This is a genomic window from Zestomonas ipomoeae, assembly GCF_057128665.1.
Window position 1 is genome coordinate 80,660 of sequence record NZ_JBSKHQ010000003.1, and the last position, 13,115, is coordinate 93,774.

Here is a 13,115-nt window from a genome sequence, read left to right on the forward strand (position 1 = left end):
AGTGAACCCGTGCCCAAAAGGCGATGCGGATCGAGGGACGGCCCGGAAACTCAGCGCGGCGCCACAGGCCGAGGCTTCTTCTTGCCCGCGTTGCCGCCCTTGCCGCCCTTCTTCTGCTCCTGCAACTTGGCGAACGCTTCGGCCTTGGCCCGCTCGCGCTTGTCCCACGGTTTGCTGCCGTCGCTAGCGCGCGGCGGCAGGCCGGTATGCTGAGTCAGCAGGGCCTTGCCCGAGGCGGCCCCGACCTTCTTGCTGCCGGCCGGCGTGGAGTTCTTGCGCCGCGCGCTCTGGTACTCGTCGGTCTGCGGCTGGTAGGTGGGGATCAGATGATGCTTGCCGTTGCCGATCAGGTCGCTGCGCCCCATGCGCTCCAATGCCTCGCGCAGCATCGGCCAGCCCTTGGGATCGTGGTAACGCAGGAAGGCCTTGTGCAGACGGCGCTGCTGTTCGCTCTTGACGATCTTCACGCCGTCGCTCTTGTAGGTCACCTTGCGCAGCGGGTTCTTGCCCGAGTGGTACATGGCCGTGGCGGTGGCCATCGGCGACGGGTAGAAAGCCTGCACCTGATCGGCGCGGAAGCCGTTCTTCTTCAGCCACAGGGCGAGGTTCATCATGTCCTCGTCGGTGGTGCCGGGATGCGCGGCGATGAAGTACGGGATCAGGTACTGCTCCTTTCCCGCCTCCTTCGAGTACTTCTCGAACATCTGCTTGAAGCGGTCGTAACTGCCGATGCCCGGTTTCATCATCTTGTCCAGCGGGCCGCGCTCGGTGTGCTCCGGGGCGATCTTCAGGTAGCCGCCGACGTGGTGGGTAACCAACTCCTTGACGTACTCCGGCGATTCCACCGCCAGGTCGTAGCGCAGGCCGGAGGCGATCAGAATCTTCTTCACGCCCGGCAGGGCGCGCGCCTTGCGGTACAGCTCGATCAGCGAGCTGTGGTCGGTATTGAGGTTCTCGCAGATGCCGGGGAACACGCAGGACGGCTTGCGGCAGTGCTTCTCGATCTCCGGGTCCTTGCAGGCGATGCGGTACATATTGGCGGTGGGACCACCCAGATCTGATACGACCCCGGTAAAGCCCGGCACCTTGTCGCGCATTTCCTCGATCTCGTTGAGGATCGACTCGTGGGAGCGGTTCTGGATGATGCGGCCCTCGTGCTCGGTAATCGAGCAGAAGGTGCAGCCGCCAAAGCAGCCGCGCATGATGTTCACCGAGAAACGGATCATCTCGTAGGCCGGGATCTTCTCCTTGCCATAGGCCGGGTGCGGCACGCGCGCATAGGGCATGCCGAACACGTAGTCCATTTCCTCGGTGGTCATCGGGATGGGCGGCGGGTTGAACCAGACGTCCACTTCGCCATGCCTCTGCACCAGGGCGCGGGCGTTACCCGGATTGGTCTCCAGGTGCAGCACGCGGTTGGCGTGGGCATAGAGCACCGGGTCGTTGCGCACCTTCTCGAAGGACGGCAGGCGGATCACCGTCTTGGCGCGATCCAGGCGCGGATGCGGCAGCAATTGCACCACTTTGGCTTCGTTCGGATCCTCCTGGGGCCCTTTCTCCTGCTCGATGGCACAGGCGGCGGTGTCCTGGGTGTTCACGTAGGGGTTGATGATCTTGTCGATCTTGCCCGGCCGGTCGATGCGCGTGGAATCGATCTCGAACCAGCCCTCGGGCGTGTCGCGGCGGATGAAGGCGGTGCCGCGAATATCGGTGATGTCTTCGATCTTCTCGCCGTAGGCCAGGCGCTGGGCAACCTCCACCACAGCGCGCTCGGCGTTGCCGTAGAGCAGTATGTCGGCGCAGGCGTCGATCAGGATCGAGTGGCGTACCTTGTCCTGCCAGTAGTCGTAGTGCGCAATACGCCGCAGCGAGGCCTCGATGCCCCCGAGTACGATGGGCACGTGCTTGTAGGCTTCCTTGCAGCGCTGGCTGTAGACCAGGCTGGCCCGGTCCGGCCGCTTCCCGGCCAGCCCGCCGGGGGTGTAGGCGTCGTCCGAACGGATCTTCTTGTCCGCCGTGTAGCGGTTGATCATCGAGTCCATGTTGCCGGCGGCCACGCCGAAGAACAGGTTCGGCTCGCCGAGCTTCATGAAGTCGTCTTTGCTGGTCCAGTCCGGCTGGGCGATGATGCCGACGCGAAAGCCCTGGGCCTCCAGCAGGCGACCGATGATCGCCATGCCGAACGACGGATGATCCACATAAGCGTCACCGGTGACGATGATGATGTCGCAGGAATCCCAGCCAAGCTGATCCATCTCCTCCCGGCTCATTGGCAGGAAAGGTGCAGGTCCGAAACACTCGGCCCAGTACTTGGGATAGTCGAACAACGGCTTGGCTGCTTGCATGGCGGGACCGGGAAAGTCGTGGGAAAACGCGGGCGCGGAATATAGCACAAAAAATGAGCAAATCCGACCACAGCACTCGGCCATCTGCGCCGGTGCGGACGGGCCGATCTTCCCCACAGACCCAGTGATGGCTTATCGCTATACTGGCCCAAAACAATAACCCGCCCGAGTCCACGGGCCTGGGAGCGCAAACCGTGCGGCGTCTCGTTCCGTTTCTTCTGGCGTGCCTGGCGGCCTTGGGCATGCCAGTCGCAGCCACGCCGATCCAGCTCGATGGACAGAGCAGCGGCCAAGACCTCAATGGCCGGATCGAACTGCTGGAGGATGTCGGTGGTCAGCTGGACATCGCCGATATGGCCGACCCCGCCGTGCAGGCGCGCTTCCGTCCGGCCCACGGCCGCGCCAGTGTCGGCCAGAGCCGCAATCCCTGGTGGGTCAAGGTCCAACTGGACCGCACCGCAAACGCCCCCACGCACTGGTGGCTGGAGAACGCCGGCATCACCGTGTACCGGGTAACGCTCTACCTGCCGGACGGCAACGGTGGCTGGCAAGTGCGCGAAACCGGCGAGGGCGCCCCCTTCGCCAACGGCCGCGACCATGACTACCGGCGCATGCTGTTCCGCCTGCCGCCGTTGAGCGACGAGCCGTTGACCCTGTACTTTCGCAGCTACGATCCGGCCGGCAACTCGTTTCCGCTGAAGGTCTGGCAATTAGGCGACCTCCAGCACCTGGCCAGCCAGGAGAACCTCGGCTACGGCCTGATCTATGGCGTGATCCTCGCCCTGCTGCTGTACAACCTGTTCATCCTGCTCGCCCTGCGCGACCCGGCCTACCTGTGGTATGTGCTGGCCACCGCCAGCGTGCTGGTGTTCATCATGAGCATGACCGGGCACGGCTTTCAGTACCTGTGGCCCGACGGGCCGGTACCGTTCTGGCTTGACCGCGTCACCCTGCCCTCGCTATGGGGCATCTTCGTCATGCGCTTCACCCAGTCGCTGCTGGGCACGCGCAAGAGCCTGCGGCTGTCGCACCGCCTGCTGAACGCCGGCTGCGTGCTGTATCTCATCGCGATCGCCATCAACGCGTTCGGCTATCGTGCCGAGGGGGCGCTGATGATCGCCCTGACACCCATCGTCACCGTGCCCACCGCCCTGGTCAGCGCCGCGATCCGCTGGCGCCAGGGCTTCATCCCGGCGCGCTTCTACCTGCTCGGCTACAGCGCGGTGCTGATCAGCACACTGGTGCTGGTGCTGCGCGCCGCCGGGATCATCCAGCCGGGCAACTTCACCACCTTCATGTTCCCACTGTCGGTCGCCGCCGAAACCATCCTGTTCTCCTTCGCGCTGGCCTATCGCATCCAGATGCTCAAGCGCGAGAAGGCCGCCGCGCTGCAACAAGCCGATCGCGAGAAGAGCGCCCGCCTCGCGCTGATCCAGGCCAATGCGGCCGAGCTACAGGCCGCCGTGGACCAGCGCACCGCCGAGCTGGCCGCCGCCAACCGGCGCCTGTCGGAGCGCGAGCAGGAATTGCAGCACGCTGCCTTCCACGACTCGCTGACCGAGCTGCCCAACCGCCGCTACCTGATCGACCACACCGAAGCGGCCCTCAGCGGTGCCCGACGGCGCGGCGAATCCATGGCGTTGCTGCTGATCGATCTCGACCACTTCAAGCCGATCAACGACCAGCACGGGCACGACGCCGGCGACCAGATGCTGCGCTGCATCGCCCAGCGCCTGCGCCAGCACGTGCGCGGCCATGACTTGGTGGCGCGCCTGGGAGGCGATGAGTTCGCCGCGCTGATCGGCGGGCCCGACGCAGAAAGGAGCGCCCAGGAAATCGCCGAGCGCCTGCTGGCCGAACTGGCACAGCCGGTGACCTACGGCACCGAACAACTGCGGGTCACCATCAGCCTCGGCGTGGCGCTGTACCCGCAGCACGCCGAGAACTTCACCGGCCTGTACAAGGCGGCAGACGAGGCGCTGTACCGGGCGAAGGCGGCTGGCCGCTCAGGCATCAGCCTCTACGGGCAACACACCGAACCGTGCGGCGAGCGCCTGCACCTGGATGTGCTGAAGATATCCAGCGGGCTGGCCTGACGGGCCGGCAGCGCGATCCTCAGGCGCGATAGCGCCGCGGCACGCGGGCGGTGACCTTGCTCAGCAACTCGTAACCGATGGTGCCGCACGCCCGGGCAATCTCATCCACCGGCAACTGCGCCCCCCACAGCTCCACCGCATCGCCGACCCTGGCATCGGCGAGGTCGGTCAGGTCCACCGTCAGCATGTCCATCGACACGCGCCCGGCGAGCGGCAGCCGCTGGCCGCGGATCAGCACCGGAGTTCCGGCCGGGGCCTGGCGCGGATAGCCATCGGCGTACCCGCAACTGACGGTGCCGATGCGCGACGGACGGGGCGCCGACCAGTCCGCGCCATAGCCGACGCTGTCCCCGGCCGGCACCTCGCGCACGGCGATCAGCTGCGCAGTCAGGCTCATCGCCGGTTGCAGGCCGAGTTCCCGCGCCGTCAGATCGCCGCAGGGGCTGGCGCCGTAGAGCATGATGCCCGGCCGCAGCCAATCCATATGGGCCGCCGGGATGGTCAGGATCGCCGCCGAGTTGGCCAGCGAGCGCTCGACGAAATCAAGGTCCAGCAGATCGAGAAAGGCTTCCAGCTGCGCCTCGGTCATCTCATGGCCGCGCTCGTCGGCGCAGGCGAAGTGGCTAAGCAAATTGACCTCGGCCACCATGGCCGAACCCGCCAGCCGTCCATACCACTGGCGAATCTCGGCAGGGCCGAAGCCCAGCCGGTGCATGCCGCTGTCGAGCTTCAGCCAGACACGCAGCGGTCGCGCTGGCGGGGCAGCCAGCAGCGCTTCGGCCTGCTCGTTGCTGTGAACCACCACGTCCAGCCCCAACTGGGCGGCGAGCGGCAGCTCCGCGGCGTCGAAGCAGCCTTCGAGCAGCAGGATGCGCGCCTCGCCATGCAGGGCGCGCACCTCGGCCGCCTCCTCCAGGCTCGCCACTGCGAAACCGTCGGCGTCGTCGTGCAGCGCCGTGACCACCTCGCGCACGCCGTGCCCATAGGCATTCGCCTTGACCACGGCAAACGCCTTGCGGCCGGGCGCGCAGCGCTTGGCGACAGCGAGGTTATGGCGAATGGCGGCCAGATCGATGGTGGCGGCGAGGGGACGCATACGGCGAATCCTGGAAACGAAAACGGGCGCCCATGTTAACCCCTGGGCGCCCGCTTTCATTGATCCACGACGGTTTATTCGTCTTCGAAGTTGTAGGCGCCGGGCGCCAGGTTCTCGAAACGCGAGTATTTGCCGAGGAAGGCCAGCCGCGCGGTACCCAGCGGACCGTTCCGCTGCTTGCCGATGATGATTTCGGCGACGCCCTTGTACTCGGTCTCCGGGTGGTACACCTCGTCCCGGTAGACGAACAGGATGATATCGGCGTCCTGCTCGATGGCCCCGGATTCGCGAAGGTCGGAGTTGATCGGGCGCTTGTTCGGGCGCTGCTCCAGGCCGCGGTTAAGCTGCGACAGGGCGATCACCGGACAATTGAACTCCTTGGCCAGGGCCTTGAGCGAGCGGGAGATCTCGGAGATCTCGTTGACCCGGTTGTCGCCGCTGGAACCGGGAATCTGCATCAGTTGCAGGTAGTCGACCATGATCAGGCCGATCTCGCCGTGCTCGCGGGCCAGGCGGCGGGTACGCGCACGCATTTCCGACGGCGAGATGCCGGCGGTATCGTCGATGAACAGCTTGCGGTCGTTGAGCAGGTTGACCGCCGAGGTCAGGCGCGGCCAATCGTCGTCGTCCAGGCGACCGGCACGCACCTTGGTCTGGTCGATGCGCCCCAGCGAGGCGAGCATACGAATGACGATGGATTCCGACGGCATTTCCAGCGAATAAACCAGGATCGCCTTGTCGCTGCGCATAAGCGCGTTCTCCACCAGGTTCATGGCGAAGGTGGTCTTACCCATGGACGGACGGCCGGCGACGATGATCATGTCGGCCGGCTGCAAGCCGCTGGTCAGGTTGTCCAGGTCGGTGAAGCCGGTGGACAGGCCGGTGATGGCGTCGCCCGCGTTGAACAGCGAGTCGATGCGATCGATGGCCTTGACCAGGATGTCGTTGATGCCCACCGGGCCACCGGTCTTCGGCCGCGCCTCGGCGATCTGGAAGATCAACCGCTCGGCTTCGTCGAGAATCTCTTCGCCGGTACGGCCCTGCGGCGCATAGGCGCTGTCGGCGATCTCGTTGCTGATGCCGATCAGTTGGCGCAGGGTGGCGCGCTCGCGAATGATCTGCGCGTATGCCTTGATGTTGGCCACCGACGGCGTGTTCTTCGCCAGCTCGCCGAGATAGGCCAGGCCGCCGACCTGTGACAGCTGGCCTTCCTTGTCCAGTTGCTCGGACAGGGTCACCACGTCGAACGGGTGATTGCGCTCGGCCAGCGTATAGATGGCGCGGAAGATCAACCGGTGGTCATGGCGGTAGAAGTCGCCATCGGACACCTGATCGAGCACCCGCTCCCAGGCATTGTTGTCCAGCATCAGTCCGCCCAGCACGGCCTGCTCGGCCTCGATGGAGTGCGGCGGCACCTTGAGTGCAGCGGTTTGCAGGTCGTATTGCTCGGGGACGCTGATGTCGTTCATGGCTAGGAATTCGGGACTGCAGAAAGACAACGGGCACGAACCGCTCGCGCGGATCGTGCCCGAATCTTAGCGGGCTCGCACCTGAGCGCAAGCCCGCCTGGCGGTCGGCTTAGGCAGCGACCACGATCACCTTAACGGTAGCTTCGACGTCGGTGTGCAGGTGCACGGCTACGTCGTACTCGCCGGTCTGGCGGATGGTGCCGTTGGGCAGACGGACTTCGCTCTTGGCCACTTCCACGCCGGAGGCGGTCAGGGCGTCGGCGATGTCGTGGGTGCCGATGGAACCGAACAGCTTGCCCTCATCGCCCGCGGTAGCGGTGATAGTGACTTCCAGCTCAGCCAGTTGCGCAGCGCGAGTTTCGGCAGAAGCCTTCTTCTCGGCGGCAATTTTCTCCAGCTCGGCGCGACGCGCTTCGAACGCAGCAACGTTCTCGGCGGTAGCGGCGGTGGCCTTGCCTTGCGGCAGCAGGAAGTTACGGCCGTAACCGGCACGAACGTTCACTTTGTCGCCCAGGTTGCCCAGGTTGGCGATTTTTTCCAGCAGGATGACTTCCATTTGGGTCTTACCTCTTAACTTTTAACCTTCACCGTCCGCGGGACCGGAGCCGTTCTTGCGCGCCAGGCGTCCGCGGAAATCAAACAGGCTGTCGACAATGGCCAACACCACCAATAACGGATAGATCAGCTGCATGAACAGCAATAGCACGACGTAGAGCCCTACCAGCCAGAACCGGGCCAAGCCCAATCCGTGCAGCAACGCCAGACCGGCAAACGCCAGCGGCACACTGCAAAGCGGCGCCAATATCGCCACCTGCGGCCCCAGGTTGGGGCCTAGCAGTATGGCCGCTAGCAGCAGCATCGCCACTGCCATCGGCAGCCGCAGCGCGCGGAACTCTCGGCCAAAACCGCCCGGATTGTACAACTCTGCCTGCCAGTAGCGTCCGAGCATGAGGCTCAACACGCTGACGATCTGCAGCAGCGATGCCAACAGACCGGTCAATACCGGCACCAGCAGGTCGCCCAGCCGTGTCCGTTCTTGCTCGGACATCTGCTGGTAAACCCCATCGAGCACCTGCGGCATGAGCTTGTTCAGCTCCGCTGCAGTGGCGTCGAGCAACTCGCCGAACACACTCCCGAGCACCAGGCTGTAGACAACGCCTACAACCACACTCGCCAGTAACACCCGACTCCACGGCTGGTTGGCTCGCAGCAACAGCGCCAACCCCAGCGCACCGAACAACACCAGCGCGGTGCGTGGCTCGCCGAAGTACCACCAGCCGAGCGCCGGCAGCAGCGCCCAGACGACGATGCTCAGCGCATCGTTCGCGCCACGCCGCAGCAAAACCAGGCTGCCAGCGGCGGCACTCAACCAGAACAACAGCGGCACTGCCGCGGAGCCGACCACTACCAGAGTGGCCTGCATGCGGCCGCGCATGATGAACTCAGCCAAGGCGCGCATGCGATCTATCCCTTACTGCTTGTCGACGTCCGGTCTTAACGGCCGTGGCTGTCGGTGTAGGGCAGCAGGGCCAGGTAGCGGGCGCGCTTGATAGCGGTGGCCAGCTGACGCTGATACTTGGCTTTGGTCCCGGTGATGCGGCTGGGAACGATCTTGCCGGTTTCCGAGATGTAGGCTTTCAGGGTGTTGAGATCTTTGTAGTCGATCTCTTTCACGCCTTCAGCGGTGAAACGGCAGAACTTACGACGACGGAAAAAACGTGCCATGGACTTGGCTCCTCAATTGATCCGGGATTACTCGTCAGCGTTGTCGCTGTTGTCGCTGTCGTCGCCATCGTTGGCGCCGTCAGTTTCAACGCGATCACGACGCTCACGGCGCTCGCTGCGGTTTTCTTCGGCTTTGAGCATCTCGGACTGGCCGGTAACGGCTTCGTCGCGGCGGATGACCAGGTTACGGATCACGGCGTCGTTGTAGCGGAAGTTGTCTTCCAGCTCGGCCAGTGCCTTGCCGCTGCACTCGACGTTCAGCATCACGTAGTGGGCTTTGTGAACGTTGTTGATGGCGTAGGCCAGCTGACGACGGCCCCAGTCTTCCAGACGGTGGATCTTGCCGCCGTCTTCTTCGATCAGCTTGGTGTAACGCTCGACCATGCCGCCGACTTGTTCGCTCTGGTCCGGATGAACCAGAAACACGATTTCGTAATGACGCATAAATGCTCCTTACGGGTTGCAGCCTGCCGCCAGGGCGATCAGGCAAGGAGTGAGTTTCTCGTTTTTTTCTTGCCGAGCCGGGCAATGCGCGAGCACCGCCCACCGGACAAGGGGCGCAATTCTAGAGAAGGGCCGACCGGGAAGCAAGGTAATTGGCGATTATTTGAGCAACCCCAACCCCGGCCAACCGAGGCCCGTCCGGCTGACGCTCAAGCCCCGGGCCTCGCACCACGCTGACGCACGGCTTCGAACAGGCAGACACCGGTAGCCACCGAGACGTTCAGGCTGCTGACGCTACCGGCCATCGGCAGCTTTACCAGGTAGTCGCAATGCTCGCGGGTCAGCCGACGCATGCCTTTGCCCTCTGCGCCCATGACCAGCACGATCGGGCCACTGAGGTCCTGCTGGTACAACTCCTGCTCCGCCTCGCCGGCGGTGCCGACGATCCAAAGGCCGCGCTTCTGCAGCTTCTCCAGGGTGCGCGCGAGGTTGGTCACCGCCACCAGCGGAATCACTTCAGCGGCACCGCAGGCGACCTTGCGCACCGTGGCATTGAGCGTGGCCGACTTGTCCTTGGGTACGATTACCGCCAGTGCCCCGGCAGCGTCAGCGGTGCGCAGGCAGGCACCAAGGTTGTGCGGATCGGTCACGCCGTCGAGCACCAGCAGCAACGGCGGACCGGAAGTGCGGTCGAGCAACTCGTCGAGCATGGCCTCGCCCCACACCTGGCTGGGGCTGACTTCCGCCACCACACCCTGGTGCACACCCTCGCCTGCCCACTCGTCCAACTCGCGCCGATCGCGCTGGCCGACGGTCACCCGCGCCTGCTGGGCCAGCTCGACCAGTTGCTGCATCCGCGGATCGTGCCGGCTCTCGGCCAGCCACAGCTGCTTGACCCGCTTCGGATGATGGCGCAGCAGCGCCTCGACGGCATGCACGCCGTAGACTTTTTCCAGGTCACTCATGATTTGGTCTTGCGCTTACGGGCCGCACCGGCCGCCTTGGGTTTGGCTGCGCCCTTGCCAGCCGCAGGCTTACCGGCCGACTTGCCGGCCTTGGCCCCGGATAGCAGCGACTGCTTGATGGCACGGCTCTTTTTCACATCGGTATTGCCGAGCATTCCTTCGGCCTGCTCCAGCAGCTCCGGCGCCACCGGCGGCAGCGACTTGGCCCCCTTGCCACCCTTGCCAGCCTTGGCCCGCGACGGCGCGACAGGGCTGTCGCCACGCTTACCGCGGCCCTTGGTGCGCTCTTCCAGCGGCGCGCGCTCGCCGCGCTTCTTGCGGCCGACCGGCTGGGCGAGCTGGCTATCCGTCAGTTCGAAGTCGATCTTGCGCTCGTCCAGGTCGACCCGCATGACCTTGACCGAAACGCTGTCACCGAGGCGGAAGCTGCGTCCGCTGCGCTCACCGGACAGGCGGTGGTGCACCGGATCGAAGTGGTAGTAGTCGCCCGGCAGGCCGGTGACATGCACCAGACCCTCGACGTAGATGTCCTTCAGCTCGACGAAAATGCCGAACCCGGTCACCGCGGTGATCACGCCATCGAAGGTTTCGCCGACGCGGTCCTGCATGAACTCGCACTTCAGCCAGTTGACCACATCGCGGGTTGCCTCGTCGGCGCGCCGCTCGGTCATCGAGCATTGCTCGCCGAGCTGCTCCAGAGCCGGCTCGTCATAGGGGTAGATGCGCGCCTTGGCCATGCTCGCAGCACCGGCACGCCGCACGTGCGGCGTCTCGCGCTTGGAGCGGATCACGCTGCGAATGGCGCGATGCACCAGCAGGTCGGGATAGCGGCGAATCGGCGAGGTGAAGTGGGTGTAGGCCTCGTAGTTGAGACCGAAATGGCCATTGTTCTCCGCGCTGTACACCGCCTGGCTCAGCGAGCGCAGCATCACCGTCTGGATCAGATGGTAGTCCGGGCGATCCTGGATGGTTTCCAGCAGCTTCTGGTAGTCCTTCGGCGTCGGGCCGTCCTTGCTGCGGTGCAGGCTCAGACCCAGCTCGCCAAGGAAGCCCTTGAGCTTCTCCAGGCGCTCCGGCGGCGGACCGTCATGCACACGGTAGAGCGAGGGAATCTCATGCTTCTGCATGAAGGCCGCAGTGGCCACGTTGGCCGCCAGCATGCACTCCTCGATCAGCTTGTGGGCGTCGTTGCGCTGGGTCGGCTTGATCTCGGCGATCTTGCGCCCACTGCCGAAGATGATCCGGGTTTCCTGGGTCTCGAAATCGATGGCGCCGCGCACATGGCGCGCCTTGAGCAGGATTTTGTACAGCGCATAGAGCTGCTTGAGGTGCGGTAGCACCTCGGCGTATTCGCCGCACAGCTGCTTGCCCTCGGAGCTCTTCGGCTGCTCGAGCATGGCGCTGACCTTGTTATAGGTCAGCCGCGCATGGGAGTGGATCACCGCCTCGTAGAACTGGTAGTCCGTGAGCTTGCCGTTCTTGGCAATGGTCATCTCGCAGACCATCGCCAACCGGTCGACGTGGGGATTCAGCGAGCACAGGCCATTGGACAGCTCTTCCGGCAGCATCGGCACCACCCGCTCGGGGAAGTACACCGAGTTGCCGCGGTTCTTCGCCTCTTCGTCCAGCGCCGAGCCGACCTTCACGTAGTGGGACACGTCGGCAATCGCGACATACAACCGGTAGCCGCCGGAGAACGGCCCCCAGCCGACCTTCTCGCAATACACCGCATCGTCGAAGTCGCGCGCATCCTCACCGTCGATGGTGACAAAGGGCAGCTCGCGCAGGTCGACGCGCTTCTGCTTGTCCTTCTCCTCCACCTCCGGCTTGAGCAGGTGCGCCTCGTCCACCACCGCTTGCGGCCAGACATGGGGAATGTCGTAGCTGCGCAGGGCCACGTCGATCTCCATGCCCGGCGCCATGTAGTTGCCGATCACTTCGACGATATCGCCCTGGGGCTGGAAGCGCGGCGTCGGCCAATGGGTGATCTTCACTTCGACGAACTGGCCGATCTTCGCCCCGGCGGTGCGCCCGGGGGTGACCAACACTTCCTGCTGGATCTTCGGGTTGTCGGCCTCGACGAAACCGATGCCGCCCTCTTCGTAGTAGCGGCCGACGATGGTCTCGTGGGCGCGGGAGATGACCTCGACGATGGAGCCCTCGCGACGACCGCGACGATCCAGGCCGGCCACCCGCGCCAGCGCACGGTCACCATCGAAGACCAGGCGCATCTGCGCCGGGCTGAGGAACAGGTCGTCGCTGCCGTCATCGGGGATCAGGAAGCCGAAACCGTCGCGGTGGCCGCTGATGCGACCGAGGATCAGGTCCAGTTTGTCCACCGGTGCATAGGCGCCGCGGCGGGTGTAGATCAGTTGGCCGTCGCGCTCCATCGCCCGCAGGCGGCGGCGCAGGGCCTCGAGCTGATCCTCGGTGGTCAGCTTGAACTCGTCGACCAGTTGCTCGCGGCTGGCAGGAGAGCCGCGCTCGGCGAGATGCTGGAGAATCAGCTCGCGGCTGGGAATGGGGTTTTCGTACTTTTCCGCCTCGCGGGCGGCCTCGGGGTCGAGGGATTGCCAGTCGGCCATTAGAGGGAATTCACCTTGTCTTGATCTGGAATGATTGCCATGGTGCCTATTGAAGCGCGAAACCGGTGCTCCGGTCAGCCCGACGGATGGAATAAAATTTTTTCAACAACAGGGGTTTACAAGCTAAAACTCGATCCGTATAGTGCGCCCCCACAACGACGGCAAACGTTGTTGAGTTGAGAATAGATGAGCAATCATCGAACTCAATGCCCAGGTGGCGGAATTGGTAGACGCACTAGGTTCAGGTCCTAGCGGTGGCAACACCGTGGAAGTTCGAGTCTTCTCCTGGGCACCAAATTCCAGACAAAACCGAGCCAATGGCTCGGTTTTGTTTTTTCCGTTTCTGCAAATTTTTCTACCCTAGGGCGAGAAAGGGCCTGCAGCCCTTTT

10 protein-coding genes and 1 tRNA gene are annotated in these 13,115 nt (G+C 64.4%); 2 read left to right on the top strand and 9 right to left on the bottom strand.

Annotated features, from left to right (window positions below; translation table 11 throughout):
• Positions 1-50 precede the first annotated feature (50 nt).
• Positions 51-2,345: a YgiQ family radical SAM protein gene (locus ACWKV7_RS06075; protein WP_483856759.1), complete on the bottom strand. Its 2,295-nt coding sequence runs from the start codon at positions 2,343-2,345 to the stop codon at positions 51-53.
• 242 nt (positions 2,346-2,587) lie between these two features.
• On the opposite strand from ACWKV7_RS06075, the gene ACWKV7_RS06080 reads away from it, so the two are divergent.
• Positions 2,588-4,441, top strand: coding sequence for a diguanylate cyclase domain-containing protein (locus ACWKV7_RS06080; RefSeq protein WP_483856760.1), 1,854 nt, complete (start codon positions 2,588-2,590; stop codon positions 4,439-4,441).
• A 19-nt stretch (positions 4,442-4,460) separates the two neighbouring features.
• On the opposite strand, the gene alr is transcribed toward ACWKV7_RS06080, so the two are convergent.
• The 8 genes from alr to rnr all read right to left on the bottom strand — a co-directional run bounded on the left by alr (position 4,461) and on the right by rnr (position 12,725).
• Complete coding sequence (gene alr / locus ACWKV7_RS06085) at positions 4,461-5,537, bottom strand: alanine racemase (RefSeq protein WP_483856761.1); 1,077 nt, start codon at positions 5,535-5,537, stop codon at positions 4,461-4,463.
• 74 nt (positions 5,538-5,611) lie between these two features.
• Positions 5,612-7,006 carry a replicative DNA helicase gene (gene dnaB, locus ACWKV7_RS06090; RefSeq protein ID WP_483856762.1) on the bottom strand — a complete coding sequence of 465 codons (1,395 nt, stop codon included), beginning with the start codon at positions 7,004-7,006 and terminating at the stop codon, positions 5,612-5,614.
• Positions 7,007-7,115: 109 nt separating this feature from the next.
• Positions 7,116-7,562 (bottom strand): 50S ribosomal protein L9, encoded by a 447-nt coding sequence (gene rplI, locus ACWKV7_RS06095; protein ID WP_483856763.1) that lies wholly within the window; start codon positions 7,560-7,562, stop codon positions 7,116-7,118.
• Between the two features lie 21 nt (positions 7,563-7,583).
• The gene (locus tag ACWKV7_RS06100) at positions 7,584-8,465 is read right to left on the bottom strand and encodes a hypothetical protein (RefSeq protein WP_483856764.1); all 882 of its coding nucleotides are present in this window, start codon (positions 8,463-8,465) and stop codon (positions 7,584-7,586) included.
• Between the two features lie 35 nt (positions 8,466-8,500).
• Positions 8,501-8,731, bottom strand: coding sequence for a 30S ribosomal protein S18 (rpsR, locus tag ACWKV7_RS06105; RefSeq protein WP_483856765.1), 231 nt, complete (start codon positions 8,729-8,731; stop codon positions 8,501-8,503).
• Positions 8,732-8,758: 27 nt separating this feature from the next.
• Positions 8,759-9,175 (bottom strand): 30S ribosomal protein S6, encoded by a 417-nt coding sequence (gene rpsF, locus ACWKV7_RS06110; protein WP_483856766.1) that lies wholly within the window; start codon positions 9,173-9,175, stop codon positions 8,759-8,761.
• 209 nt (positions 9,176-9,384) lie between these two features.
• A complete protein-coding gene (rlmB, locus tag ACWKV7_RS06115; protein ID WP_483856767.1) occupies positions 9,385-10,140 on the bottom strand; it encodes a 23S rRNA (guanosine(2251)-2'-O)-methyltransferase RlmB in 756 nt (251 codons plus the stop codon).
• Positions 10,137-12,725, bottom strand: coding sequence for a ribonuclease R (gene rnr / locus ACWKV7_RS06120; RefSeq protein ID WP_483856768.1), 2,589 nt, complete (start codon positions 12,723-12,725; stop codon positions 10,137-10,139). Before rnr ends, rlmB begins: the two co-directional genes overlap by 4 nt.
• A 208-nt stretch (positions 12,726-12,933) precedes the next feature.
• Here rnr and ACWKV7_RS06125 point away from each other — a divergent pair.
• Positions 12,934-13,020, top strand: a tRNA-Leu gene (locus ACWKV7_RS06125).
• The last annotated feature ends 95 nt before the right edge of the window (positions 13,021-13,115 follow it).